The sequence below is a fragment of the Streptomyces sp. NPDC127119 genome (genome assembly GCF_042677425.1).
Classification (GTDB): domain Bacteria; phylum Actinomycetota; class Actinomycetes; order Streptomycetales; family Streptomycetaceae; genus Streptomyces.
Genome location: NZ_JBHXTO010000137.1, coordinates 1 through 25,073, shown reverse-complemented (window position 1 = coordinate 25,073; position 25,073 = coordinate 1). Strand labels below are relative to the sequence as shown.

20 protein-coding genes, 1 pseudogene and 1 riboswitch are annotated in these 25,073 nt (G+C 70.8%); of the genes and pseudogenes, 11 read left to right on the top strand and 10 right to left on the bottom strand.

Going from position 1 to position 25,073, the window contains the following annotated elements; genetic code table 11:
- Window positions 1-242: 242 nt before the first annotated feature.
- Entirely contained in the window at window positions 243-2,255 is a 2,013-nt protein-coding gene (gene recQ / locus ACFVH5_RS36170; protein WP_385837925.1) for a DNA helicase RecQ, read from the top strand.
- A gap of 184 nt (window positions 2,256-2,439) precedes the next feature.
- On the opposite strand, the gene fahA is transcribed toward recQ, so the two are convergent.
- Window positions 2,440-3,690 carry a fumarylacetoacetase gene (gene fahA / locus ACFVH5_RS36165; protein ID WP_385837921.1) on the bottom strand — a complete coding sequence of 417 codons (1,251 nt, stop codon included), beginning with the start codon at window positions 3,688-3,690 and terminating at the stop codon, window positions 2,440-2,442.
- Between the two features lie 198 nt (window positions 3,691-3,888).
- Between fahA and ACFVH5_RS36160 the strand changes: the two genes are divergently transcribed.
- The 3 genes from ACFVH5_RS36160 (at window position 3,889) to ACFVH5_RS36150 (ending at window position 7,612) form a co-directional block, all read left to right on the top strand.
- Window positions 3,889-5,160 carry an ATP-grasp domain-containing protein gene (locus ACFVH5_RS36160; RefSeq protein WP_385837920.1) on the top strand — a complete coding sequence of 424 codons (1,272 nt, stop codon included), beginning with the start codon at window positions 3,889-3,891 and terminating at the stop codon, window positions 5,158-5,160.
- A 116-nt stretch (window positions 5,161-5,276) separates the two neighbouring features.
- Window positions 5,277-6,485, top strand: a complete 1,209-nt coding sequence (locus tag ACFVH5_RS36155; RefSeq protein WP_385837924.1) for an NAD(P)-binding domain-containing protein — start codon at window positions 5,277-5,279, stop codon at window positions 6,483-6,485.
- A gap of 218 nt (window positions 6,486-6,703) precedes the next feature.
- A complete protein-coding gene (locus ACFVH5_RS36150; protein WP_385837919.1) occupies window positions 6,704-7,612 on the top strand; it encodes an HAD family hydrolase in 909 nt (302 codons plus the stop codon).
- Here the strand turns inward: ACFVH5_RS36150 and ACFVH5_RS36145 are convergent.
- From ACFVH5_RS36145 to ACFVH5_RS36135, 3 genes are all read right to left on the bottom strand, one after another.
- Complete coding sequence (locus tag ACFVH5_RS36145; RefSeq protein WP_385837918.1) at window positions 7,606-8,322, bottom strand: transglycosylase SLT domain-containing protein; 717 nt, start codon at window positions 8,320-8,322, stop codon at window positions 7,606-7,608. The two genes, ACFVH5_RS36150 and ACFVH5_RS36145, sit on opposite strands and share 7 nt — an antisense overlap.
- A 3-nt stretch (window positions 8,323-8,325) precedes the next feature.
- Window positions 8,326-8,490, bottom strand: a riboswitch (cyclic di-AMP (ydaO/yuaA leader).
- A gap of 329 nt (window positions 8,491-8,819) precedes the next feature.
- Window positions 8,820-10,871 carry a CocE/NonD family hydrolase gene (locus ACFVH5_RS36140; RefSeq protein ID WP_385837917.1) on the bottom strand — a complete coding sequence of 684 codons (2,052 nt, stop codon included), beginning with the start codon at window positions 10,869-10,871 and terminating at the stop codon, window positions 8,820-8,822.
- A 10-nt stretch (window positions 10,872-10,881) separates the two neighbouring features.
- On the bottom strand, window positions 10,882-12,405 hold the full coding sequence (locus tag ACFVH5_RS36135; RefSeq protein WP_384801057.1) for a peptide MFS transporter: 1,524 nt from the start codon (window positions 12,403-12,405) through the stop codon (window positions 10,882-10,884).
- 323 nt (window positions 12,406-12,728) lie between these two features.
- On the opposite strand from ACFVH5_RS36135, the gene ACFVH5_RS36130 reads away from it, so the two are divergent.
- The 5 genes from ACFVH5_RS36130 to ACFVH5_RS36110 all read left to right on the top strand — a co-directional run bounded on the left by ACFVH5_RS36130 (window position 12,729) and on the right by ACFVH5_RS36110 (window position 18,448).
- Window positions 12,729-13,739 carry a polyprenyl synthetase family protein gene (locus ACFVH5_RS36130; protein WP_189777027.1) on the top strand — a complete coding sequence of 337 codons (1,011 nt, stop codon included), beginning with the start codon at window positions 12,729-12,731 and terminating at the stop codon, window positions 13,737-13,739.
- A 172-nt stretch (window positions 13,740-13,911) separates the two neighbouring features.
- Window positions 13,912-14,955, top strand: a complete 1,044-nt coding sequence (locus tag ACFVH5_RS36125) for a CHRD domain-containing protein (RefSeq protein ID WP_385837916.1) — start codon at window positions 13,912-13,914, stop codon at window positions 14,953-14,955.
- Window positions 14,956-15,212: 257 nt separating this feature from the next.
- A complete protein-coding gene (locus ACFVH5_RS36120; RefSeq protein WP_385837915.1) occupies window positions 15,213-16,484 on the top strand; it encodes an outer membrane lipoprotein carrier protein LolA in 1,272 nt (423 codons plus the stop codon).
- A gap of 64 nt (window positions 16,485-16,548) precedes the next feature.
- Window positions 16,549-17,550, top strand: a complete 1,002-nt coding sequence (locus tag ACFVH5_RS36115) for an ABC transporter ATP-binding protein (RefSeq protein WP_384801066.1) — start codon at window positions 16,549-16,551, stop codon at window positions 17,548-17,550.
- Window positions 17,537-18,448 (top strand): ABC transporter permease, encoded by a 912-nt coding sequence (locus ACFVH5_RS36110; RefSeq protein WP_385837913.1) that lies wholly within the window; start codon window positions 17,537-17,539, stop codon window positions 18,446-18,448. The genes ACFVH5_RS36115 and ACFVH5_RS36110 overlap by 14 nt, the downstream gene beginning before the upstream one ends.
- A 61-nt stretch (window positions 18,449-18,509) precedes the next feature.
- Here ACFVH5_RS36110 and ACFVH5_RS36105 read toward each other — a convergent pair whose 3' ends face one another.
- The 3 genes from ACFVH5_RS36105 to ACFVH5_RS36095 form a co-directional block, all read right to left on the bottom strand.
- A complete protein-coding gene (locus ACFVH5_RS36105; RefSeq protein ID WP_385837912.1) occupies window positions 18,510-19,091 on the bottom strand; it encodes a flavodoxin family protein in 582 nt (193 codons plus the stop codon).
- 104 nt (window positions 19,092-19,195) lie between these two features.
- Window positions 19,196-20,137, bottom strand: a complete 942-nt coding sequence (locus ACFVH5_RS36100) for a M28 family metallopeptidase (RefSeq protein WP_385837911.1) — start codon at window positions 20,135-20,137, stop codon at window positions 19,196-19,198.
- 128 nt (window positions 20,138-20,265) lie between these two features.
- A complete protein-coding gene (locus tag ACFVH5_RS36095) occupies window positions 20,266-20,730 on the bottom strand; it encodes a VOC family protein (protein ID WP_385837910.1) in 465 nt (154 codons plus the stop codon).
- Window positions 20,731-20,965: 235 nt separating this feature from the next.
- On the opposite strand from ACFVH5_RS36095, the gene ACFVH5_RS36090 reads away from it, so the two are divergent.
- Window positions 20,966-22,171, top strand: a complete 1,206-nt coding sequence (locus ACFVH5_RS36090; protein ID WP_385837909.1) for a 4-hydroxybenzoate 3-monooxygenase — start codon at window positions 20,966-20,968, stop codon at window positions 22,169-22,171.
- A 23-nt stretch (window positions 22,172-22,194) separates the two neighbouring features.
- On the opposite strand, the gene rarD is transcribed toward ACFVH5_RS36090, so the two are convergent.
- The gene (gene rarD / locus ACFVH5_RS36085; protein ID WP_385837922.1) at window positions 22,195-23,145 is read right to left on the bottom strand and encodes an EamA family transporter RarD; all 951 of its coding nucleotides are present in this window, start codon (window positions 23,143-23,145) and stop codon (window positions 22,195-22,197) included.
- Window positions 23,146-23,395: 250 nt separating this feature from the next.
- On the bottom strand, window positions 23,396-24,250 hold the full coding sequence (locus ACFVH5_RS36080; RefSeq protein ID WP_385837908.1) for an SDR family oxidoreductase: 855 nt from the start codon (window positions 24,248-24,250) through the stop codon (window positions 23,396-23,398).
- A gap of 185 nt (window positions 24,251-24,435) precedes the next feature.
- Here ACFVH5_RS36080 and ACFVH5_RS36075 point away from each other — a divergent pair, with 185 nt between their 5' ends.
- Window positions 24,436-24,771 (top strand): helix-turn-helix domain-containing protein, encoded by a 336-nt coding sequence (locus ACFVH5_RS36075; protein WP_225891446.1) that lies wholly within the window; start codon window positions 24,436-24,438, stop codon window positions 24,769-24,771.
- Between the two features lie 140 nt (window positions 24,772-24,911).
- On the opposite strand, the pseudogene ACFVH5_RS36070 reads toward ACFVH5_RS36075, so the two are convergent.
- Window positions 24,912-25,073: pseudogene (locus ACFVH5_RS36070) on the bottom strand (2-oxoacid:ferredoxin oxidoreductase subunit beta); the annotation flags it as partial.

The window sequence follows — 25,073 nt, the reverse complement described above, 5'->3', positions numbered from 1 at the left end:
GGGGGGGCCCCGCTGTACTCCCGGTTGGGGGGGGGGCGGGGGGGGGTGTTGGGCCGGTGCGGCCGCCGGGGCGGGGGGCCCGGGTCCCCCCCGCCCCGGGCCCCCACGGCGTTCTCCGGGCGCGGTCCGGCGGGCACGCCGCGCAGATACTCCGTCGCAGCCTGTGGATAACTCCGACGCTGTCGGTGCGGACCCCTATCGTGGACGCAGCGGTCGAGGCACGACGTACGGGGGACGGGACGATGGGCGGGACGGGTGTGATGACAGAGGTGGCGGAGAGCGAAGCGCTCGGAACGCTCCACCGGGTCTTCGGTTACGAGGCCTTCCGCGGCGAGCAGGAAGCCGTCATCGAGCATGTGGTGAGCGGCGGGGACGCCGTCGTCCTCATGCCCACGGGCGGCGGAAAGTCGCTCTGCTACCAGATTCCGGCCCTGGTCAGACCCGGCACGGGCGTGGTGGTCTCCCCGCTCATCGCCCTGATGCAGGACCAGGTGGACGCGCTGCGGGCGCTCGGCGTGCGCGCCGGGTTCATGAACTCCACGCAGGACTTCGACGAGCGGCGCACGGTCGAGGCCGAGTTCCTCGCGGGCGAGCTCGACCTGATCTACCTCGCGCCGGAGCGGCTGCGCCTGGAGTCCACGCTCGATCTCCTCAAGCGCGGGAAGATCTCCGTCTTCGCGATCGACGAGGCGCACTGCGTCTCCTCGTGGGGCCACGACTTCCGCCCCGACTACCTCTCGCTCTCCCTGCTCGGCGAGCGCTGGCCGGACGTACCGCGCATCGCGCTGACCGCGACGGCCACGCACGCGACGCACACGGAGATCACCGAGCGGCTGGGCATGCCCGACGCCCGCCACTTCGTGGCCAGCTTCGACCGGCCCAACATCCAGTACCGGATCGTGCCGAAGGCCGACCCCAAGAAGCAGCTGCTGGCCTTCCTCCAGGAGGAGCACGCGGGCGACGCGGGCATCGTGTACTGCCTGTCGCGCAACTCGGTCGAGAAGACGGCCGAGTTCCTCGCCCGCAACGGCATCGCGGCGGTGCCGTACCACGCGGGCCTCGACTCGGGCACGCGCGCCGCCCACCAGTCGCGGTTCCTGCGCGAGGACGGCCTGGTGGTGTGCGCGACCATCGCCTTCGGCATGGGCATCGACAAGCCGGACGTCCGGTTCGTCGCCCACCTCGACCTGCCCAAGTCCGTCGAGGGCTACTACCAGGAGACGGGCCGCGCGGGCCGCGACGGAATGCCGTCCACGGCCTGGATGGCCTACGGCCTGAACGACGTCATACAACAGCGCAAGATGATCCAGTCGAGCGAGGGCGACGAGGCGTTCCGCCGCCGGGCGGCCTCGCATCTCGAAGCGATGCTCGCGCTGTGCGAGACCGCCCAGTGCCGGCGCGGTCAGCTGCTCGCCTACTTCGGCCAGGACGACGTGGCCGAGGCGTGCGGGAACTGCGACACCTGTCTGGTCCCGCCGGAGACCTGGGACGGCACGGTCGCGGCCCAGAAAGTGCTGTCCACGGTGGTGCGGCTGCAGCGCGAGCGGGGGCAGAAGTTCGGGGCGATCCAGATCGTCGACATCCTGCTCGGGCGCAAGACGGCCAAGGTCATCCAGTTCGACCACGACCAGCTGTCCGTGTTCGGCATCGGAGAGGAGCTGGACGAGGGCGCGTGGCGCGGTGTCGTCCGGCAGATGCTGGCCCAGGGCCTCCTCGCGGTCGAGGGCGCGTACGGGACGCTGGTGCTGACCGAGGCGAGCGGCACGGTGCTGCGGCGCGAGCGTGAGGTGCCGCTCCGCAAGGAGCAGCCGAAGCCGGCGACGTCCCGCGGCTCGTCCTCCTCGTCCGGTTCCGGCCGGGCCGAGCGCAAGGCCAAGGCGGCGGCAGCGGCGGCCGAGATGCCCTCCGACCTGCTTCCCGCCTTCGAGGCCCTGCGCACCTGGCGCGCGGGCCAGGCCAAGGAACAGGGCGTCCCGGCGTACGTCATCTTCCACGACGCGACCCTGCGGGAGATCGCCACGCTGTGGCCCACCTCGGTCCCGGAGCTGGGCGGCATCAGCGGCATCGGCGAGAAGAAACTCGCGACGTACGGGGAGGGCGTGGTCGGGGTGCTCGCATCCCTGGAGAAGCCCGCGGGGAGCCCGGTGGGCGAGGAACTGGCCTCGCAGCCGGCCCCTCAACGCCGCAGCGACGGCGACCCCGACCTCCACTGGCCGGAAATGGAACCGGAGCCGGAACCGGAGGACTGGATGTAGCCGGCACCCCGCGCCCTCCAGGGGCGCGGGGAACGGCGCGCTCAGCCCCCACGCACCCGCACCCGACGCACGACCGCAAGCCCTCGCGCCCTTCAGGGGCGCGGGGAACTGCGCGACCGGCCCCCACCGGCCCGCAGCCACGAACAGGCCCGCGGCCACGAACTGCCCCGCAGCAGGCGTACGACTACGCGCCCGGCACGACGCGCCCGGTCACCTCGCCGAGACCGACCCGCGTCCCGTCAGGGCCGGGAGCCCACGCCGTCAGCGTCACGACATCCCCGTCCTCCAGGAACGTCCGCTTGCCGGTGGGGAGTTCGAGGGTGTCCCGCCCGTTCCAGGTCAGCTCCAGGAGCGAACCCCGTTCGCCGTCGGACGCCCCGCTGACGGTGCCCGACCCGTACAGGTCGCCCGTGCGCAGCGAGGCCCCGTTCACGGTCATGTGGGCCAACTGCTGCGCGGCGGTCCAGTACATCGTGGAGAACGGCGGCTCGGACACCACATGTCCGTTGACGGCGACGGAGATGCGCAGGTCGTAGCCGCCCGGGTCCTCCGCGGCGTCCTCGGTGGTGTCGTCCAGGTAGGGCAGGAGGGGGTGCGTGCGCGCGGGGGGCGCGACCCGGGCGTCCTCCAGTGCGTCGAGCGGTGTGATCCAGGCCGACACCGACGTGGCGAAGGACTTGCCGAGGAAGGGGCCGAGGGGGACGTACTCCCAGGCCTGGAGGTCGCGCGCGGACCAGTCGTTGAGGAGGCAGAGCCCGAAGACGTGGTCGCGGAAGTCGCCCAGCGGTACGGGCGTGCCCATCGGGGAGGGCGTGCCGACGACGAAGCCGACCTCCGCCTCGATGTCCAGCCGGACGGAGGGGCCGAAGACCGGCGCCGGGTCCGCCGGAGCCTTGCGCTGGCCCGAGGGGCGTACGACGTCGGTGCCGGAGACCACGACCGTGCCCGACCGGCCGTGGTAGCCGATGGGCAGATGCTTCCAGTTGGGGGTGAGGGAGTCCTCGGCGTCGGGGCGGAAGATCTGGCCGACGTTCCGGGCGTGGTTCTCGGAGGCGTAGAAGTCGACGTAGTCGGCCACCTCGAAGGGGAGATGGAGGGTCACCTCGGAGAGCGGGTGCATCAGGGGCGCGACCGTCTCGCGGTGCGCGGGCACCGTCACCCACGCGGTGAGCGCCCGCCGGACGTCGGACCACGCCGTGCGGCCGGCTGCGAGGAGCGGGTCGAGCGTGGGGCGGGCGAGCAGGGCGGCGTACGGGGAGCCCAGTTCCACCGCGGCGGCCCCGGCGTCCAGGACGTGGTCACCCAGCCGGACGCCCACGCTCCGGCGGCCGGCGCCGTCGGGAGAGCCGTGCGGGGAGCTGTTCAGGGAGAAGACGCCGTACGGAAGATTGTGCGGGCCGAAGGGATCGCCCTCGGGGACATCGAAGGGGGGCATGGGGTGCTGCCTCGCTTTCCGTGTGGGTGGAGCACACGTTACGGGGAGGCGCCGCCCGTGGGCAGTGTCTAAAGAGTTCGCAATGTCCGATTAAGGGTGGGGTCGGAGTGGTTCATTCCGGCTTAGCTTCCTTCAGGGGGGCACGGACGGACGGGGTGGGTCCGGGTCCAGGGATGTGTGGGACACGTGGGGGGACCCGTGGCCAAAAGCTCTGCCGGCGTGCCGCTCTGTCTGGATCGGGAAGTACCCGGCCTGATCGTGAAGTTCGGCGACTACCCGCTGCATCACGGCGGAGTGGGCGCGATCCGCAGCCTCGGACGGCTGGGGGTACCGATGTACGCGATCACCGAGGACAGATACACGCCTGCCGCGGTCTCGCGCCATCTGCGGCGCGCGTTCGTCTGGCCGACCACGGGGACGGAGCGGGCGGAGCGGCTCGTCGAGGGGCTGCTGCGTGTCGGGCGCGGGATCGGCCGTCCCGCGGTCCTCATCCCGACCGACGAGGAGGCCGCGGTCCTGATCGCCGAGCACCAGGCCGAACTCGCGGGTGACTTCCTGTTCCCCAGGGTGGTGGCCGGGCTGCCCCGGCGCCTGGCCAGCAAGCAGGGACTGCACGAACTCTGCGTCGAGCACGGCGTGCCCAGCCCGGAGGCGGCGTTCCCCGAGTCGTACGGGGAGATCGAGGACTTCGCGGCGAAGGCGAGGTTCCCGCTCGTGGCGAAGAACCGCGAGGCGTTCGTGCGCCGCGCGCGGCCCGCCGTGCACGGGACGACCCGCATCGCCACCCAGGAGGGACTGTTACGGCTCGCCCGCGACTGGGGCGAGCGGCCCGGCGTGATCCTTCAGGAGTATCTGCCCCGGGAGGACGCCGAGGACTGGATCGTGCACGCCTACTTCGACGCGGACTCGGCGCCGCTCGCGATGTTCACCGGCGTCAAGGTCCGCTCCTGGCCCCCGCACGCGGGCATGACGGCCAACGCGTACGTCGTCGACAACCCCGAACTGGCGGACCTGGCGGCGCGGTTCATCAAACAGATCGGCTTCAGTGGCGTCATCGACCTCGACCTGCGCTTCGACCGCCGCGACGGCCGGTACAAACTGCTCGACTTCAATCCGCGGATGGGCGCCCAGTTCCGGCTCTTCGAGAACGAGTCGGGGATCGACGTCATCCGCGCCATGCATCTGGATCTGACCGGCCGGGCCGTTCCGGAGGGGGAACAGCTCGCCGGCCGGCGCTACATCGTGGAGAACATCGACCTGCCGGCCCTGCTCGCGTACCGCCGCAGCGGCTATACGACACCGCACGCTCCCGACCGCCCGAGCGGTACGGAGCTGGCGTGGCTGGCGGCGGACGACCTGCGGCCGTTCTTCACGATGCTGGCGCGCTTCGTACGGCCCGGTGTGAAGCATCTGTACCAGCTGTGGAGGGACGGCCGCCGCGGCGCCCGTGTGGCACCCGGCCACCGATGACCACGGCCGGTCCGTGACGAGCCGGCAGCGCAGGGGAGAAGGAGGCCCGCAGCCGTGGCAGGGCGGGTGCGGGGTGAGCACGGAATGACGAAGTGGCGTTCTGGGGAGGGGACTTCGTGATGGAGCCGGTGGCAGTGATCGGTGCCGGGCCTTTCGGCCTGTCCACCGCCGCGCATCTGAGGGCGCGCGGCATTCCGGTACGGGTGTTCGGTGAACCCATGGTGAGCTGGCGGGCGAACATGCCCGAGGGGATGCTCCTGAAATCGACCCCGGCCGCCTCGAACATCGACGCCCCGCAACCGGGACACGACCTCGTCGACTACTGCGACGCGGCGGGCGTTCCCCGCCTGGTCACGGACGAGGACATCATCCCGGTCGAGACGTTCGTCGCGTACGGGGAGTGGTTCCGGCAGCGGCTCGTGCCGGAACTGGAGCAGGTGCGCGTCGTCTCGGTCGACCGGCGTGGCGACCTGCGGGGCTTCGAACTCAAGCTGGACTCGGGGGAGGTGTTCACCGCGCGGGCGGTCGTCGTCGCGACCGGTCTGTCCGGCCTCGCGCACCTGCCCCGCGAACTCGCCGTGGCCGCACCCGACGGACCGACGCCCACCGGCCCCGTCTCGCACAGCTCGCAACTGCACGACCTGTCCCGGTTCGCCGGCCGGGAACTGATCGTCGTCGGCGCGGGCCAGTCCGCCCTGGAGACGGCGGCGCTCGCCGCCGAGACGGGCGCACAGGTGCGCGTGGTGGCGCGCGGAAAAGGGTCTGTCGACTTCGGCGCGCCCCCGTGGCAGCAGCCGTTGCTGCGCCCGGAGTCGCCCTTCGGCCGGGCCTGGTCGCTGTGGGCCCTCACCTACTACCCGCACCCGTACCGTCATCTGCCGCCGGGAATCCGGCACTTCCTCGTCCGCAGCGTCCTCGGGCCCCTCGGCGCCTGGTGGCTGCGCGACCGGTTCGAGGGAAAAGTGCGGGTGAGCGAGGTGGCGCGGATCCTCCGTGCCTCCGGGGAGACGGCCGGGCGGCCCGCCCTCACCGTCCGGACCCTCGGCGGTCGCGTCGAGGAACTGTCCGCGGACCACATCGTCGCCGCCACCGGCTACCACGTCGACCTCGCCGCGATGGACTTCCTCGGCCATGAGCTGCGGACACGGCTGGCCGTCAGCCGCGGAACACCGAGGCTGGGCGCCGGATTCAGCTCCTCCGTGCCCGGTCTGTACTTCACCGGACTGCCGGCCGCGGCCTCGTACGGGCCGGTGATGCGGTTCGTGTGCGGGACGGAGTTCGCCTCGCCGCGGCTGGTCCGGCACCTGGCGGCGCGGCACCGCTGAACCCGGGGCGCGAACGCACGCGGTGGGAGCGCGCGGGCGCACGCGGGCGGTCGGGAAAGGGGCGTGAATCGGGTCGGCGGAGTGGCCGATATGTCATGGGATCGGCCTGAACTCCAGGGGTCTGCTGGGGCCCGCGACGACGCGTGAGGTGGTCGAGGTGCCGGACGACGTCCGGTTCCCGTCGAGTCGCTGGGGGATTCGATCCGTATTCTCTGATCATGGCCCCACCGATTGCATATTCACTCATCGCCACTGACCTGGACGGGACGCTGCTGCGCGGCGACGACACCCTCTCGGACCGGTCGCGCGCGGCGCTGGCGATGGCGGTCGGGGCAGGCGCCCGGCACCTCGTGGTGACGGGGCGCCCCGCCCCGCGCGTACGGCCGCTGCTGGACGAACTCGGCAGCCAGGGGCTCGCGGTGTGCGGACAGGGCGCACAGTTGTACGACGCCGGCGCGGACCGCATGCTGTGGTCCGTCACGCTCGAACGTGAGCTGGCGGAGGTGGCTCTCGGCAAGATCGAGGCGGAGGTCGGCGAGGTGTACGCGGCCGTCGACCAGGACGGCGTCGACGGACTCACGCTCATCGAGCCGGGCTACGAGATGCCCCACCCGACGCTGCCCGCGGTACGGGTGCTGCGGCGCGACGACCTCTGGACCCGGCCCATCAGCAAGGTGCTGCTGCGCCACCCCCTGCTGTCCGACGACGAGTTGGCGTCCGCCGCCCGTGGAGCGGTCGGTTCCCTCGCCACCGTGACGATGTCCGGGCCCGGTACCGTCGAACTCCAGCCATGCGGCATCACGAAGGCCACGGGCCTCGCGCTCGCCGCCGGCCGTTTGGGCCTGACGTCGGCGCAGACCATCGCCTTCGGGGACATGCCGAACGACATCCCGATGTTCGACTGGGCGGCGCGCGGGGTGGCGATGGCCAACGCGCATCCCGAACTCAGGTCCGTCGCCGACGAGATCACCCTCTCGAACGAGGACGACGGCATCGCGGTGGTCCTGGAGCGCATGTTCTCCACCGGCCGGACCGACCGCGCGGACGGGACCGGCCGGTCCGACCGGACGGGCCCCCGTGTCGGCCGGCAGGCCGGTCCGGGAGCCCGCTCGGGCGTCGGTCAGTAGGCGCCGAAGACGTTGTCGATCGAGCCGTAGCGCGCGGCGGCGTAGTTGCACGCCGCCGTGATGTTGGCGACCGGGTCGAACGGGTCCAGCGACGTACCGGTCACGTGGTACGCCGAGAAGGTCGGGTCGATGACCTGCAGGAGCCCCTTCGAGGGCGTACCGGCTACCGCGTTGGAGTCCCAGTTGTTCATGGCCTGGGGGTTGCCCGACGACTCGCGGATGATGTTGCGGTGGATGCCGTCGTAGGTGCCCGGGATGCCCTGCTGGGCCATGACGTCCAGCGACTGCCTGATCCAGCCGTCGAGGTCGTCCGTGTAGGTCTTCGCGGAGGCCGGGGTGACGGCGGACGCCGTGGAGGCCTTGGACGCCGTGGCGGTCTTCGCCGAAGACCCGCCGTTCTTCGTGCCCACGGTCAGCTTGAGGCCGGGCCGGATGGCCGACGGGTCGTCGCCGATGACCGCGCGGTTGGCCTTGTAGAGCTTCTTCCAGTCGCCCGTGGTGTGCGCCTTGGCGATCTTCGACAGGGTGTCGCCCTGGACCACCTTGTAGGTGACCAGCGAGACCTGCGGGACCGCGTTCGGGGTGGCGGCCTGGGCGCCGGTGGCCCCCACGAGGGGGAGCGCGAGCGCGGCTCCGCCCGTCCCGGCGGCGACGATGCCACGGGTGAGGGTGCTGTTTCTGGGGCGGCGGTGCTTGCCTCGTGCGGGCATGGCGAATGTCCTCTCCGGCGCCTGCGAGGTGAGCTGTCGGGTTCGGGCGGGAGATGCCCGGCCGCGTGGGGTGCGCGACTTGACCCCTAGCCGTTCCGCGATACGGACCGGCGGCTTACCTGGGTCCCCCGCTCCTGCCGTACGCGAGTGAATGGGTGACTGGGATTTCCGGGCGGCGGCAGGATTAGGCGATCCGTCCGGAGTGACGTGAACGTATGCGAGAGCACATGCCGTGAACAAGCCCCGAATTCGCGCAGCGACGGCTTTGAACTGCCATGTCGGGCGAATATCTCTTGATCAAAACGGAAGGCGAAGTTCAACTTGCTTTCCGCAAAGGGAAATCGACGGAACCGGCGAAACGATCACCGCGCGCGGGCGTGACTCAATTCACTGGCATGGGAGGCCAATGTCCATAAAAAAGGGGATACGCGATATTCTGCGGACGCCGGAAACCGGGCGCCGTGGGAGGTTCCAGGGATGCGTGGACCCGTCCCGGCTCATCCCGCCGTACGCGGAATCCTTTTCTCCCAGGTGCGGTGGAACACCACTTCGTCGCCGTCCTTGCAGATCACTTCGTTCGAGGTGATGAAGTCCGTCTCGTCGCAGGTGATTTCGGAGTGCGTCTCGACACTCGCGTCCCACGGCATTTCCGGCCGGTGCAGCCGGACGGACCAGTCGGACCTGGTGCGCGCGGACAACGGGTCCGACTCATTGATCGTGTACGTCTCCAGCGCGTCCTCGGTGAATTCGAGTCCGTCCGGATAGACGCGGGTGCCGCCGTACCGCGGATCCACTTCCAGGCGCCATTCACCTTTGGCGACATCGCGGACCGCGAGGCGTTCGGGGCGCGGTTCGTCCAGGGTGGCGGGGAAGTTCACGCCGAGCGGAGCCGACTGCTCCGGTTCCTCGAAGACGATGGAGGGGTCCGACTCCTGGGCGCGGACCGGCAGTTCCAGCACGCTGCCCGACGGAGTGAGGGTGAAGCCCGCCTCCGAGCCCGGCTGGGGCCAGATCCACGGCCAGTACGCGGAGGAGACCGCGAGCCGGATGCGACGGCCCGGCGGGAAGGCGTGGCCGATGCCGTTCAGTTCGAAGAGCACATCCTCCGTAGCGCCCGGTTCCCAAGGAACCACCTGGTCACGGCCATGACGGGCTGTCAGGTTCAGGACGCCTCGGGTGACCAGGGTCGAGGAGCCGTCAGGAGCCACGTCGCACAGACGGGCCACTACGTGGCCGCGCGTCGCCGGAGAGGTGAGCCTCAGGCGCACGCGCGGGCGGCCCAGTACCCAGATCTCCTCGGGCACTTCGAACTCGAAGCACACCGACCGCGCGTCCTCCTCCCGCTGGTCCGGCGGCAGGTCCGCGTCGTTGCCGAAGGGGAAGAAGCGGCCGGCGTCCAACCCGGTGTGCTGCGGGGAGCGCACCACCACGGGGGCGCCCTGGAGCGCGTACGGGACGTGGGCGACCAGCGGGGAGGGCCAGGCGGGGTCGCCGACCCAGCGGCCGGGCAGCACCGGGTACACCGTCGCGGGCGGGTGCGAGTCGCTGACGTACGAGCGCAGCAGCGGCTCGGACATCACCCCGGAGCCGGTGCCGGAGCCGCTGCTGCTGCTGCCGGTGCCCGTCCCGGCGTCGGCGTCGGTGTCGGTGTCCTTCAGCCAGTGGTCCCACCAGCGCAGCGTCTCCTGGAGGAAGCCGATGGCGGGGCCGGGCGGCAGCCCCCGGTCGGGGTACTGGTGCGACCAGGGCCCGATCAGGCCCCGTACGCGGTCCGGCGGGAGGTGTTCCACGAGGCGCAGCACGGTGTCCCGGTACGGGTCGTGCCAGCCGCCGACCGCGAGCACGGCCGCCCGGATCGCCGAGTAGTCCTCGCAGACGCTGCCGCGGCTCCACTGCTCGTCCCTCGTCTGGTGGGCGAGCCAGGTGTGCAGGAACGGATCGACCGAGGCCAGTCGTTCCACCCACAGGTCGCGCCAGGACGCGCCCGCGTACGCGGGGTCGGGCGGGCGTGACACGAACGCGAGCATGGTCGCCGCCCACGCGTGCATGTCGACGGCGAGTACGGAACCACCCATGTAGTGCACGTCGTTGTCGTAGCGGTCGTCCGACGAGCAGACCGTGACGACGGCCTTGAGCGGTTCGGGCGCGAGGGCCGCGATCTGGAGAGAGTTGAAGCCGCCCCAGGAGATGCCGAACATGCCGACCCTGCCGGAGCACCAGGGCTGGGCGGCGAGCCAGTCGACGACCTCGACCCCGTCGGCCAGTTCCGTCGCGGAGTACTCGTCGCCCGGCAGGCCCTCGGAGTTGCCGTGCCCGCGGACGTCCACGCGCACGGAGGCGTAGCCGTGGCCCGCGTACCAGGGGTGGCGCTGCCAGTCGCGCGGGGCGGTCCAGTCGGTCAGCCGGTACGGGAGGTATTCGAGCAGGGCCGGTACGGGTTCGCCGGTGAGCGGACGCCACACGCGCGCGTAGAGCTTGGTTCCGTCCGTGAGGGGAACGCGGATGTCCTCGTGAAACGTCTCGCAGGGGAAGGACGTACGGATGCGCATGGGTGTCACCTCAGTGGACGGGGTGCATCGTGCGGCGCAGCCAGGGCGCCGCGGCGATCACGAGCAGACCGGCGGCCACGGCGATCGCGCCGTTGACCCCGAAGTACGCGGGCTTGGAGACGTCGTCGTAGAGCTTCACCGTCTGGGCCTGGATGCCGTTGGCGAGGGCCAGCGAGAGGAACCAGAGGGACATGGTCTGGCTGGCGAAGGCCTTCGGAGCGAGCTTCGTGGTGGCCGACATGCCGGAGGTCTCCAGAAGGATGTCGCCGAGCCCCAGCAGGAAGTACGAGCCGACGATCCACCAGACGGACATCAGGTAGTCGTCGCCGTCGTGGCCGGAGGTCGGCAGCACCATCAGCAGGAACGACAGTCCTCCCAGCACCACACCGAACGCGATCTTGTTGGAGGCGTGCGGCTGGCGGTGCCCCATCCGTACCCAGAGCGCGGCCACCACGGGGGCCAGCGCGACCTCGAAGGCGCCCAGGGCGGACGCGTACCAGCCGGCGGGGAAGTCGAAGCCGAGGATCGTCGTCTCGGCGTTCGACGCGGCCAGCAGGATCATCGTCGAGTACGCCTGGAAGAGGATGAAGTTGAAGACCGTGGAGGCCAGGAAGAGGACGATGTACGGGCGCAGCCGGCCGCGTTCCTCGGGGGTCACCCGCGGGCTCCTGAACATCACCGCGAAGTACACCACCGGCGCGATCACCGAGATCAGCGTCAGCAGGTCCACGAAGCGGTCCATGGTGAGCACTCCGGAGAGGGCCAGCACGACCGCGAGGGCCGCCGCGGCCAGCAGCCCCAGGACGATCAGCCGGACCGCGCGGCGCATGGCGCGGGGCGGCAGCGCGAACTCGGCCGCCTGGCTGCGTCCGGCCAGGTGACGGCGGCCCGCGACGTACTGGATCAGGCCGAGGGTCATGCCGACGGCTGCGGCGGAGAAGCCCCAGTGCCAGCCGCGGTGGTCGCCCAGCCAGCCGGTGATCAGCGGGCCCGCGAAGGCGCCCGTGTTGATGGCCATGTAGTAGAGCGCGAAACCGGCGTCACGGCGGTCGTCGTCGGTGCGGTAGAGCTTGCCGACCATGGTGGCGACGTTGGGCTTCAGCAGGCCCGTGCCCGCGCTGATCAGGCCCAGACCGGCCCAGGTGGCCGCCGCGGTGGGCACCGCCATCGCGTAGTGGCCGCAGGCGATCAGGATTCCGCCCCACAGGACCGCCCGGTACGAGCCGAGGACCCGGTCGGCGAGCCAGCCGCCGGCCACCGAGACCAGATAGACGAGCGTCCCGTACGCGGCCGACACGGAGGCGGCCGTTCCGGCGGACATGCCCATGCCTCCGTGGGCGACCGTGTCCGCGAAGTACAGGACGAGGATCGCCTGCATCCCCAGGAACGAGAAGCGCTCCCAGACCTCAAGGCCGGAGAGGGTGAGCAGGCCTCTGGGCTGGCCGAAGAAGGCATGGTCGTCGGCGGCGTCCGGGGGCCCGTCCCCGGGCTCCGGGTCGGGTGCGGAACCGGTTTCGATCGCACTGTGGGACAAGATCCACCACTTCCCGCACCACTTCAGGAAAAGCCATCCTCTTTCAGGAGGTATCCGTCAGTTGTCAGTCATATCGACAGATCACGAACATACCTTCCGCGGTCCGATACCGCCCGGCCTGACCGAAGGGGCAAAAGGGATCAGCCGGAGGGTGTCCGGCAGGGTGGTGGCAGGTGACGGGCGGGCGCTCATCGTGATCGAAAGACGACCGGATACGCTGACTTGAGAGCCGGCAGCGACACATCGACAAACACCCACAGCACAGAGCACACCCAGAGCATCCAGAGACCGCCGTTGAGAGCGTCAGCAGACAGGAGACCCTCGTGACCGTCGTCGGGCCGTTCGGGCTGAGCGTGCGGGACCAGGCTCTCGAAGCCGATGTCCAGGCCGGATTGGCGGCTGTCGAGGAGGGACTGCTCGAAGCGACCAAGAGCGAGGTCCCGTTCATCACGGAGGCCGCGCAGCACCTCGTGCGCGCGGGCGGCAAGCGGTTCCGGCCGCTGCTCGTGATGCTCGCCGCCCAGTTCGGTGATCCGTACGCGCCGGGGATCGTGCCCTCGGCGGTCGTCGTCGAGCTGACCCACCTCGCCACGCTGTACCACGACGACGTGATGGACGAGGCGGACGTGCGCCGCGGGGTGCCCAGCGCCAACAGCCGCTGGGACAACTCGGTCGCGGTCCTCACCGGCGACTTCCTCTTCGCGCGCGCCTCGCACATCCTGGCCGACCTGGGCCCCGAGGCCGTACGGGTCCAGGCGGAGGCGTTCGAGCGGCTGGTCACCGGCCAGATCCTGGAGACGGCGGGACCGCGCGACGGACGCGACCCGGTCGACCACTACATGGACGTGCTCGGCGGCAAGACCGGCTCCCTGATCGCGGTGGCCGGCCGGTTCGGCGCGATGATGTCGGGCGCCGACGAGACGGTCGTCGACGTGCTGACGCAGTACGGGGAGCGGCTCGGTGTCGCCTTCCAGCTCGCCGACGACGTGCTGGACATCGCGAGCGACTCGCGCGAGTCCGGCAAGACCCCGGGCACCGATCTGCGCGAGGGCATCCCGACCATGCCCGTCCTGCGGCTGCGCGAGCGCGTCGAGCGGCTGGGACTCGCCGAGGACATCGCCCTCGCCGAACTGCTCGCCTCCGACCTGACGGACGACGCACGGCACGCGGAGGCGCTGGCCAGGCTGCGCGTCCACCCCGCCCTCGACCAGGCCCGCCGCGACACCGTGCGGTACGCGGAGGACGCCCGCGCCACGCTGGCGCCGCTCCCCGAGTGCGACGCGAAGGCGGCTCTGGTGGAGCTGTGCGACGCGGTGGTGCACCGCGCGGGCTGACCTGCGCGTCTTTTCGCCGCCGCGTGATCGTCCGGCGGGATTCCAGCGCGTACGACCCGGGCGCGTGACTCGGGTCACACATCTGGATTAAGTCCAGTCTGAGATTCGTTCCGTAATCCGGTGCAGAGGCCGACGCAGGGGGCGTCGGCGGGATCACGGGGAGAAAAGAATCATGGGGACGATCGTCACGTTCGCACAGCGCCGCAGGAAGCTCGTCATGACCGGTGTCGCGGTGGCCGCCGCGGCCGGTGTCGCCGCCGCCGTGCTCCCTGCGGTGGCCGACAGCGACAACTCCGGCCGGGGCGCGGATTCGGGCACGGGCGTGGACCACGCGGGGCACGCGGGGCACGGTGAAGGGTCCATCGGGGTGCGGAGCGGCTCTCTCGCCGGCGGCAAGGGCGGCACCATCCTCGCCGCCGGTCTGAACGGCGCGAACGAGGTACCGGTCCAGGGCGGCCCCGCGGTCGGCGACAAGGACGGCGCGGCGCTCGAATTCGTCAAGGTCAAGGGCGACAAGGTGTCCGTCGCCGTCAAGTGGCGGGGCACCGGCAAGCCGGTCATGCTCCACATCCACCAGGGCGCCAAGGGCGTCAACGGCGGCGTCAAGGTCGACTTCACCAAGCTGCTGGACGACGCCCGGGGGCGCACGGTCACCGGCACGGTCGAGGTCGGGGACGCGGCCCTGCTCGGGAAGCTGAAGGCCGACCCGGGCAGCTTCTACGCCAATCTGCACACCACCGAGTTCCCGGGCGGCGCCGTCCGCGGCCAGCTCCACAAGGTCACCACGGACTTCGACTTCCGGCACGCGCTGAACAACTTCCAGGCCTCCGTCGTCAAGGGCAGGCAGATCTACGAGTGCAAGAAGTCGGCCGACGGCACCAAGGCCTTCGCGCAGCGTGATGTGAGCGCCGTGCTGGGCGGGCCCATCGCCCACTCGTTCGTGAAGCCCAACTCGGGTACTCCGCAGTGGATCGCCGCCGACCGCAGCGCGGTGACCGGCGCGCTGATCTCCAAGACCCCGAACGGCGACAGGAACATCCCCGAACTGGACCTCAGGGCCACGCAGTCCGGCAGGCACCGGGGCCTGCTCGCGGGCACCGCGGAGATCCTGCGCCTGAACACCGTGGGCGGGGTGGCTCCGGCCGGCTCCTGCAAGGTGGGGACGGTCGTGGGAGTGCCGTACGGGGCGGACTACGTCTTCGTGAACAACCGGTAGGCGAAGGGTTTCACCGCGCTTCGGCGTGTTACACGGACGGCGTCCTTCCCGTTCGACCCCTACGGGTCGGGAGGGGCGTCGTCCACCCATGTCATACCCCAGGTGTACAAGGAGTTGGCTCCGAGGTCTGACGCTTTCGGCCGACCGATTTGGTCAGATGGGACACACCACTTCACAGCAGTTCGGGTGACAATGGCGGCCAGGGTGGACGAGTGCGTGGACGGTTAGCCGCCGCCGACAACGGAGGTAGGGCACACATGGCACCGTACGGATCCGACGACAGCACGACCGACGACGAGGCGGACGACAGGCGCGGCGGCCGGCAGAAAGCCGCCCGGTACGTCGTCCCCGTCGCGGTGGTGGGGGTGGCCGCGGCGACCATCGGGCTGGTCCCGGCGTTCGCGGGCTCCGGCGACCCCGACCTGCCGAAGGTCAGCGCCCAGCAGCTCATCGAGAAGATCGCCGCCTCGGACGTACAGCAGCTGTCCGGCACGGTGAAGATCAGCACGGACCTCGGTCTGCCGGACCTCGGCGGCCTGGAGAGCAGCCTCGGCGGTGCTGCCACGGGTGGCGGGCGCGACGGCTCGGGCTCGTCCGCGGACCCGTCGTCCAAGCTGATGGAACTGGCGTCCGGTACGCACACCCTGCGGGTCGCGTCCGACGGCGAGCACAAGCAGAAGGTGTCGCTCCTCGACAAGGCCGCCGAGTACAGCGTGATCCACAACGGCGACGAGGTGTGGGCGTACGACAGCAAGTCGAACGAGGCCTACCACGTGAAGGACGCCGCTTCCCCCGGCTCCGCGGAGAAGGGGCCGAAGGGCAGGTCCGAGGATGTGCCGGCCACGCCCAAGGAGCTGGCCGAGGAGGCACTGAAGGCGTCGGACGACACGACGTCCGTGACCGTCGACGGTACGGCGCGGATCGCCGGGCGGGACGCCTACAAGCTGCTGATCGAGCCGAAGCAGTCCGGTTCGACGGTCGGCGCGATCTCCATCGCCGTGGACGCGAAGACCGGTCTGCCGCTGAAGTTCACGCTCACCCCGGCGAGCGGCGGCGCGGCCGTCATCGACGCGGGCTTCACCAAGGTCGACTTCTCCAGGCCGGCCGCGTCCACCTTCGACTTCACCCCGCCGAAGGGCGCGAAGGTCACCGAGGGCGACGAGTCGGCGTCCCACGGCCCGGCGGGCAAGGGCGGCGTGGACAAGGGCGGCAAGGGTGACAAGGCGCGTCCCGGGAGCGGCGGCGAGGACCTGGGCAAGGAGTTCCAGGGCCTGAACGTCATCGGCGAGGGCTGGAGCTCCATCGCCCGGTTCGACACCGGCGGCGAGGGCCTGCCGTCGGAGAACGCCGGCGGGGGCGACGCGGGCCGTTTCCTGGACTCGCTGGGCGACAAGGTGAGCGGCGAGTTCGGCTCCGGCACGGTCTTCTCGACCCGCCTGGTCAACGCGCTGATCACGGACGACGGCAAGGTCTACGCCGGTGCGGTCACCAAGGACGCGCTGGTGAAGGCGGCCGACGCGGCGAAGTAGGCCCCGTACCTGTCGGCCCCCCGACAGCGGGGTTCCCCGAGGGCGAGGCGAAGTGAGGGAGTCGATGGCGGAACTGTCCACCGCGGACGGGGACACGACGGGCGACGGCGGCACGGTGGACCCACGCGACACGGGTGACACCGTGATCGCCACCCGTGCGCTGACCAAGCGCTACCGCGGTGGACAGCTCGCCGTCGACGGCCTCGACCTGGCCGTCCCGGCGGGCAGCGTCTTCGGCTTCCTCGGACCGAACGGCTCGGGGAAGACCACCACCATCAGAATGCTGATGGGCCTGATCGAACCGACCTCCGGCACGGCCCGCGTCCTGGGCCGGCCCATGCCGCGCGCCACGGGGACCGTCCTGCCGCACGTGGGCGCGCTCATCGAGGGCCCCGCGCTCTACGGCTTCCTCTCCGGCCGCGACAACCTCCTGCGGTACGACTCCGCCGACCCGGCCGCCGACCCGCGCACCCGGCGCACACGCGTGGCGAGCGCGCTCGACCGGGTCGGACTGACCGCGGCCGCGGGCAAGAAGGCGAAGGCCTACTCGCTGGGCATGAAGCAGCGGCTCGGGCTCGCGGCCGCGCTGCTGCAGCCCCGGAAGCTGCTCGTGCTGGACGAACCGACCAACGGACTCGATCCGCAGGGGATGCGGGAGATCCGCGCCCTGGTCCGTGAGCTGGCCTCGGACGGCACGACCGTGTTCCTCTCCTCGCACCTGCTCGACGAGATCGAGCAGGTCTGCACGCATGCCGCGGTGATGGCGCAGGGCCGGCTGATCACCCAGGGCCCGGTGGCCGAGCTGGCGGCGGGCGCGCGCAGCCGGCTCGTCGTGACCACACCCGATCCGGGCGACGCGGCCCGGGTGCTGAAGGAACAGGGCCTGAGCGATGTCGTGGTCGCCGAGGACCGGGTGAGCGCCGATCCACCGGACCGCGACCTCGCCGAGGTGAACGCGGCACTGGTCACGGCGGGCGTCCGCGTCCGCGGCTTCGGGATCGAACGGGCCTCGCTGGAGGACGCGTTCGTGGCGCTCACGGGGGAGGGCTTCGATGTCGCGGGCTGAGACCGCCGAGCCGTCGGCGGAGAAGAGCACGCGGAGAGCCGCCCCGGGACGGGCGCCGAGCCCGCTGTGGACCCTCGGCCTGCTGCGCAACGAGCTGAGCACCACGCTCCGCCGCTGGCGGACGATCGCCCTGCTCGGGGTGCTCGCCGCGGTGCCGGTGCTGGTCGGCATCGCGGTCAGGATCGAGACGAGCGACGGGTCGTCCGCCGGAGGCGGCGGGGGAGAGGGGCCCGCGTTCATCGCGCAGATCACCAACAACGGACTGTTCCTGGTGTTCACCGCGCTGGCCGCCACGCTGCCGTTCTTCCTGCCGATGGCGGTCGGCGTCATCGCGGGCGACGCGATCGCGGGCGAGGCCAACGCCGGGACGCTGCGCTATCTGCTGGTGGCGCCGGCGGGGCGGACGCGCCTGCTGATCACCAAGTACGCGACCACGCTGGCCTTCTGCGTCATCGCCACCCTCGTCGTGGCGACCTCGGCGCTCGTCGTCGGCGCGCTCCTGTTCCCGCTGGGCGAGCTGACGACGATCTCCGGCACCCGCATCAGTTTCGGCGAGGGGCTGGGCCGGGCCCTGCTGATCGCGCTGATCGTGGCCGCGTCACTGATCGGGGTCGCGGCGCTGGGCCTGTTCGTCTCGACCCTCACGAACAGCGGGATCGCGGCGATGGCGACGACCGTCGGGCTGCTGATCACCGTGCAGATCCTCGACCAGATCCCCCAACTGCACGCGATCCAGCCGTACATCTTCTCGCACTACTGGCTGTCCTTCGCCGACCTCATGCGCGACCCCGTCTACTGGGACGACCTGATCCGCAACCTGGAACTCCAGGCGCTGTACGCGGCGGTGTTCGGCGCGGCGGCCTGGGCGCGGTTCACGGCGAAGGACATCACCGCGTAGAGCGGCGCCCGCCCTTGAGGCCGGCCCCCTGCCCCGGCCCTCGGCTCTCAGCCCCCGGCTCTCAGCTCTCGTAGGGGAAGCGGGCGAGCGGGGGTTCCTGGGCGAAGAACGTCTTGGCGGCGGCCAGGGCTCCGGAGTCGTTCAGTACGTCCCCGGGCTTGCTGCCGTTGCCGAGGAGGACCCCGCCGAAGCGCATGCCCAGGTAGGCGGCCGAGTGATTGAGGGTGCCGATGAGGGGATCGGCGACCTCTTCCTCCTCGTGCGCGAGCGCGGTGACGCCCCACAGGGTGCGTCCGGCCATCGTCTTCTTGAAGTCGATGCCGGGGGTGCGCAGCCAGCCCGACCAGTGGTCGAGATAGCGCTTGGTGGACGCGGACACGGAGTACCAGTACAGCGGTGAGGCGATGACGAGGTCCGTCGCCGCGAGCGTCGCGTCGAGAAGCGTCGCCCGGTGATCACCGGACGGCCGGACGTGGTCGCTGTCGTGGCGCAGGTCCTCGAAGTCGGGCAGGGGGTGCTCGGCCAGGTCGATCCAGCGCCGGGTGGCATCGGCGGGCAGCTGCTCGGCGGCCCTGCGTGCCAGCAGTTCCGTATTGCCGTTGCCGCGGCTGCTGCCCAGGAGGAAGAGGAAGTGGCGGGTCATGAGGGCTCCGTCATGTAGGGCGTACGACGACTACACGCGTATGCAGTATATGCACACGCATGCAGTCGTCGACAGGTCCTACCCCTGTGACGGGCCGGGCCGGGTTACTCCGACAGCTCCCACACCGCGTACGCGAGGGCGTCGCTGTTGCGGTTCAGGGCGGTGTCGTTGATGTTCGTCGTCGTGTCGCACGAGGAGTGGTAGCAGCGGTCGAACGCCACGCCCGCCGTGCCGCCCCACTTGGTCACCTGGGCCGCGGTCTTGCGGGTGCTGGCGCCGGTGAAGAGGCCGCCGACGGGGATGCCCGCGCTCTTGAAGTAGGCGTGGTCCGAGCGGCCGTCGCCCTCGGTCTCGATCTCGGTCGCGACACCGAGGCCGGTGAAGTAGTCCTTGAAGGTCTTCTCGATGGCCGGGTCGTCGTCGTAGACGAAGTAGCCGGGGTTCGGCGACGCGATCATGTCGAAGTTCAGATAGCCGCTGATCTTCGCGCGGTTGGCGGTGGTGAGGCTGTTGACGTAGTAGCGCGAGCCGACCATGCCCAGCTCCTCCGCGCCCCACCAGGCGAACCGCAGATGCTTGGTGGGCTGGTACTGCGCCCGGGACACGGCGAGCGCGGCCTCCAGGACGGCCGCCGAACCGGAGCCGTTGTCGTTGATGCCGGGCCCCGCGGAGACGCTGTCGAGGTGGGAGCCCGACATGACGACCTGGTTGGTGTCGCCGCCGGGCCAGTCGGCGATCAGGTTGTAGCCGGTGCTGCCGGAGGAGGTGAACTGCTGGATGGCGGTGGTGAAACCGGCCGCGTCCAGCTTGGCCTTCACGTAGTCGAGAGACGCCTTGTAGCCGGTGCGGCCGTGGGCGCGGTTGCCGCCGTTGGCGGTGGCTATGGACTGCAGCTGGGTGAGATGGGCCTTGACGTTGGCCACGGGTATGTCCGGTGCGGCGGCCACGCGCGCGGGCGCGGCGTCGGCTATCGCGCTCGTCGTGAGCAACGCGGCGATCGCCAGTGCGGCGGCACCCGTGGCGCGTCCGGGAACAGAGAGCTTCATGTGGGGGGCTCCGAATTCCTTTGGATTCCTTGGATTCCTTGCGGAAATTGGTGCCTGATGGTGAAGCTGAGGTTGACGTTCCGTCAAGAGCACAATCCGGTCAGCGGCGTTCGCATAGCGGATGCGGCTCAGTGGAGGCAGAACTCGTTGCCCTCCGGGTCGGCCATCACGACCCACTCGCCCGAGGGTTCCCTCACCTCGCGGACGACCGTCGCGCCGAGCCCGGTCAGCCGCGCGACCTCCGCGTCCCGCTGCCCGTCCTCGGCGTGCAGATCGATGTGCAGCCGGTTCTTCACGGTCTTGGGCTCCGGTACGCGCTGGAACAGCAGCCGCCGCCCGAGCCCCACGCCGCTCTCCTCCTGGTACGGGTCCTGCGGGTGCCGTACGCCGGTCGCGTCCCGCCAGGCGCGGCGGCCGTGCGACTCGACGACCAGCTCGGGGGGTGCGGCGCCGACGCTCAGCAGCCGCTCGATCAGCGAACTGTGGTCCTCGACGACGTAGTTGAGGGCCGCGCCCCAGAAATCGGCCTGGGCGTGCGGGTCGGTGGTGTCGACGACGAGTTTCCAGTGCATGGGTTCGGTCATGGTGACCATTTATAGGCGGAACCTGTGCGAGGCGGGGCCCATTGGGCGTGATGGGGGGCGGGCCTCAACGATTGCGCAGTTCCCCGCGCCCCTAAGGGGGCGACCCTGAGTGTTTCAGCCTCTCCGGCGTTTGAGGAGCGGGGGTTCGGGGGCGGAGCCCCTGAGGCAGGTACGGGACGGGTAGGGGCGGCGGGGGCGAGGAAAACCCCTCAGACGCCCCCCTCCAACTCGCCATACTGTTCGTATGACCGCAGACGCCTCAGCCCAGCGCACCCGCGTCGTCGTCGTGGGTGCCGGCCCCGCCGGGCTCACGCTGGCCAACATCCTGCGGGCCGCCTCCGTGGACTGCGTGGTGCTGGAGAACGAGAGCCGGCCGTTCATCGAACAGCGTCCGCGCGCGGGGTTCCTGGAGGAGTGGGCGGTCCGCGCGCTGGACGGGCGGGGCCTCGCGGACCGGCTGCTGCGGAACACGGTCGTGCACACCGAGTGCGAGTTCCGGTTCGCGGGGGAGAGCCACCGGTTCCCGTACACGGGTGTGTCGGGGCAGCGGCACTACGTCTATCCGCAGCCGCTCCTGGTGACGGACCTGGTGCGGGAGTACGCGGACGTCCGCGGCGGCGACATCCGCTTCGGCGTCCGTGACGTCGAGCCGGCCGGGACGGACACCGACCGGCCCTCCGTGGCGTACACCGATCCGGAGACGGGCGAACGCGTGCGGCTCGACTGCGACTTCGTCGCCGGGTGCGACGGCGCGCGCGGGGTGACCCGCGACCACATGCCGGCGGAGCACGTCACGGTCGCCCGGCACGACCTCGGCATCGGCTGGCTGGCCCTCCTGGCCGAGGCGCCCCCGTCCTCCGACTGCGTGGTCTTCGGGATCCATCCGCGCGGGTTCGCCGGGCACATGGCCCGCAGTCCGCAGGTCACCCGTTACTACCTGGAGTGCCCGCCGGGCGACGACCCGGAGAACTGGTCGCACGACCGCGTCTGGTCCGAGCTGCACGAACGGCTCGCGGCGGACGGGGCCCGGCCGCTCGTCGAGGGCGAGCTGATCGAGAAGCGGGTCCTGCCCATGCACAACTACGTGGTGGAGCCGATGGCGTACGGGCGCCTGTATCTGGTGGGGGACTCGGCCCATCTGCTCGCGCCGATCGGCGCGAAGGGCATGAACCTCGCGATCCACGACTCCCTGCTGCTCGGCGACGCGCTCGTCGCGCACTACGGCAAGGGGGACGACAGCGGGCTGCGCGGCTACTCGCAGAGGTGTCTGCGGCGGGTGTGGCAGTACCAGGAGTTCTCGCAGTGGCTGTCCGAGGTGTACCACGGTGTCTCGTCCGGCGATCCGTTCCGTGCGGGGATCGCGCGGGCGAGGATGCGGCGGACCCTGGGCTCGCCCGCCGCCGCGGCCGGATTCGCCGAACTGTTCCTCGGCAAGGACACCGACTACTGAGGCCGTCGAGCTAGGCCGCCGAGCTACTGAGGGCGGCTCGCCTGCTCCTGTTCCCGCTCGGCCGCCTCGGGCAGCGCCGCTTCGGCCGCCGCCGCCTCCGCGGTCGCGGACGCCGCGGCGATCGCCGCGTTCCGCAGGGCCGTCCGCGACCGGCCGGCCGTCCGCAGCGCGTCCCAGGTCAGCAGCGACAGCGCGGCCCACACCAGGGCGAACCCGGCCCACCGCTCGGGGGGCATCGCCTCGTGGAAGTACAGGATGCCGAGCAGGAACTGCAGCACGGGCGCCAGATACTGCAGCAGGCCCAGCGTGGACAGCGGCACCCGGATCGCCGCCGCGCCGAAGCAGACGAGCGGCAGGGCGGTCACCACACCGGTCGCGGCCAGCAGCACCGCGTGTCCGGCGCCCTCACCGCCGAAGGTCGCGTCGCCCTTGGCGGACAGCCACACCAGATAGCCGAGCGCGGGCAGGAACTGGACGGCGGTCTCCGCGGCCAGCGACTCCAGGCCGCCGAGGTTGAGCTTCTTCTTCACCAGGCCGTACGTGGCGAAGGAGAAGGCGAGGCAGAGGGAGATCCACGGCGGCTGGCCGTAGCCGACGGTCAGGACGAGCACCGCGGCGAAGCCGGTGCCGACCGCCGCCCACTGCGCGGGCCGCAGCCGTTCCTTCAGGAGCAGGACGCCGATCGCGATGGTGACGAGGGGATTGATGAAGTAGCCGAGGGACGCCTCCACCACATGGCCGCTGTTCACGGCCCAGATGTAGACGCCCCAGTTGACGGTGATGACGGCCGCCGCGACGGTGATCAGGCCCAGCTTGCGCGGCTGGCGCAGTAGCGGGAGGGCCCACGACCAGCGGCGCATCACCACGAGGGCGATCAGTACGAAACCGAGGGACCAGACCATGCGGTGGGCGAGGATCTCTCCGGCGCTCGCGGGTTCGAGGAACGGCCAGAAGAGGGGGACGAGCCCCCACATGCCGTATGCCGCGAAACCGTTCAGCAGACCGATCCGCTGTTCGCCCTTGGACTCCGGACCCGCGTCCGGACCTATGTGCTGCTCGCCCTCGGACTTCACCGGCACGGCCCTTCTTTCGTGGTGGCTCCAAACTCAAAGAAGGTAGCGCCAAGCACCCCCGTACGTCATGCCCGTATCGCCATACGGTCATGACAGGCGGGGGTGCGTATCCCGTGCGGGTTCGGTCGCGGGTACGTGTCCGGGGCGGGGCTCAGCCCTTGAGCGCCGCCGCGACCGACTCCGCGATCGGCGTGGTCGGACGGCCGGTCAGCCGGGAGAGGTCGCCCGAGTCGACGATCAGCTCGCCCTTCTCGATGGACACGTCGACACCGGCGAGGATCTCGGCGAACGGCGCGGGCAGGCCGGCGCCGGTCAGGATGCCCTTGAACGTCTCGGCGGGGACGGCGTTGTACACGATCTCCTTGCCGGACGCCTGCGCCACCGCGGCGGCGTACTCGGCGAAGCCGAAGGCGGTGTCGCCGCCCAGCTCGTACGTCTTGTTCTCGTGGCCCTCGCCGGTCAGCACGGCCACGGCGGCGGCGGCGTAGTCCGCGCGGGAGGCGGCGGAGATCCGGCCCTCACCGGCGGCCTGGACGACGGCGCCGTGTTCGAGGACGGGGGCGAGGTTCTCGGTGTAGTTCTCGTTGTACCAGCCGTTGCGCAGGAGGGTGTACGTCACACCGGACTCCAGGATCGCGGCCTCGGTGCCCCGGTGGTCGTCGGCCAGCGCCGCGTTCAGGGTGCCGGGGGCGCTGGTGTACGCGAAGAGCGCGACCCCTGCGGCCTTGGCGGCGTCGAGGACGACCTTGTGCTGGGCGACCCGGCCCTTGTCGAACTCGTTGCCGGAGACGAGCAGCACCCGGTCGCCGGCGGAGAAGACGTGGTCGAAGGTCTCGGGAGCGTTGTAGTCGGCGACCGCGAGGCGCACGCCGCGGGCGGCGAGCTCCGCGGCCTTCTCCTTGTTGCGGACGACGGCGACGACCTGGTCGGCCGGGACCTTCTCCAGCAGGCCCTCGATGATGTGCCGGCCGAGGTGTCCGGTGGCTCCGGTGACGACAATGCTCATGGTGGAAACAACTCCTTGTGGGGTGGGTACGTACTCACCATAGGAGCTGCACTAACTCTGGGAAAGTACCCACTTTGAAGTAAGGTACCTCCATGACGGTAAGTGCATCGGAAGAGAACAGCGCCGCGGTGGCCGGCCCGGCGGCGGCGAGTCCGATCGTGGACAAGTACTCCACCGGCGAGGGGATGTGTCCCTACCGCCTCGTCCTGGAGCACGTCACCAGTCGCTGGGGCGTCCTCGTCCTGATCGAGCTGAGGGAGCGGCCGTACCGCTTCAGCGAGCTGCGCCGGGCGATCGGCAGGGTCAGCGAGAAGATGCTCACGCAGACCCTGCAGACCCTGGAACGCGACGGCCTCGTGCACCGCGACGCCAAGCCGGTCATACCCCCGCGCGTCGACTACTCCCTCACCGACCTGGGCCGAGAGGCCGCCGAACAGGTCCTGGCCCTGGCGCTGTGGACCGAGCAACGGATGGACGCGGTGGAAAAAGCACGCCAGGCATACGACGAGGCCCGGTCCTAGGAACCGGGCCTCACGTGACCGGGCCGCACCCCGTCAGCTCCGGGGTCGTGCCCCGTCAGGGGCGCGGGGAACTGCGCGACCGGCCACGACGCACCCGCAGCCAACGAGCCGACCCCTCCGCGCAGCGGCAGGAAAAACCCCTATCCGACAACCGTCCACGCATCCCCGCCCGTGAGCAGCGCGGAAAGATCCCCCTTGCCGTTCTGCTCGATCGCGGAGTCGAGCTGCTCGGCCATCTGCGTGTCGTACACCGCCCGGTCGACGGCCCGCAGCACCCCGATCGGCGTGTGGTGCAGCGTGTC

What these genes read in the sequence shown, in the direction of transcription:
- recQ (WP_385837925.1), top strand. Translation starts at nt 243, where the DNA reads ATGGGCGGGACGGGTGTGATGACAGAGGTGGCGGAGAGCGAAGCGCTC.
- fahA (WP_385837921.1), bottom strand. Translation starts at nt 3,690, where the DNA reads ATGCCCCCCTTCGATGTCCCCGAGGGCGATCCCTTCGGCCCGCACAAT.
- ACFVH5_RS36150 (WP_385837919.1), top strand. Translation starts at nt 6,704, where the DNA reads ATGGCCCCACCGATTGCATATTCACTCATCGCCACTGACCTGGACGGG.
- ACFVH5_RS36145 (WP_385837918.1), bottom strand. Translation starts at nt 8,322, where the DNA reads ATGCCCGCACGAGGCAAGCACCGCCGCCCCAGAAACAGCACCCTCACC.
- ACFVH5_RS36140 (WP_385837917.1), bottom strand. Translation starts at nt 10,871, where the DNA reads ATGCGCATCCGTACGTCCTTCCCCTGCGAGACGTTTCACGAGGACATC.
- ACFVH5_RS36125 (WP_385837916.1), top strand. Translation starts at nt 13,912, where the DNA reads ATGGGGACGATCGTCACGTTCGCACAGCGCCGCAGGAAGCTCGTCATG.
- ACFVH5_RS36120 (WP_385837915.1), top strand. Translation starts at nt 15,213, where the DNA reads ATGGCACCGTACGGATCCGACGACAGCACGACCGACGACGAGGCGGAC.
- ACFVH5_RS36115 (WP_384801066.1), top strand. Translation starts at nt 16,549, where the DNA reads ATGGCGGAACTGTCCACCGCGGACGGGGACACGACGGGCGACGGCGGC.
- ACFVH5_RS36110 (WP_385837913.1), top strand. Translation starts at nt 17,537, where the DNA reads ATGTCGCGGGCTGAGACCGCCGAGCCGTCGGCGGAGAAGAGCACGCGG.
- ACFVH5_RS36105 (WP_385837912.1), bottom strand. Translation starts at nt 19,091, where the DNA reads ATGACCCGCCACTTCCTCTTCCTCCTGGGCAGCAGCCGCGGCAACGGC.
- ACFVH5_RS36100 (WP_385837911.1), bottom strand. Translation starts at nt 20,137, where the DNA reads ATGAAGCTCTCTGTTCCCGGACGCGCCACGGGTGCCGCCGCACTGGCG.
- ACFVH5_RS36095 (WP_385837910.1), bottom strand. Translation starts at nt 20,730, where the DNA reads ATGGTCACCATGACCGAACCCATGCACTGGAAACTCGTCGTCGACACC.
- ACFVH5_RS36090 (WP_385837909.1), top strand. Translation starts at nt 20,966, where the DNA reads ATGACCGCAGACGCCTCAGCCCAGCGCACCCGCGTCGTCGTCGTGGGT.
- rarD (WP_385837922.1), bottom strand. Translation starts at nt 23,145, where the DNA reads ATGTGGGGGCTCGTCCCCCTCTTCTGGCCGTTCCTCGAACCCGCGAGC.
- ACFVH5_RS36080 (WP_385837908.1), bottom strand. Translation starts at nt 24,250, where the DNA reads ATGAGCATTGTCGTCACCGGAGCCACCGGACACCTCGGCCGGCACATC.
- ACFVH5_RS36075 (WP_225891446.1), top strand. Translation starts at nt 24,436, where the DNA reads ATGTGTCCCTACCGCCTCGTCCTGGAGCACGTCACCAGTCGCTGGGGC.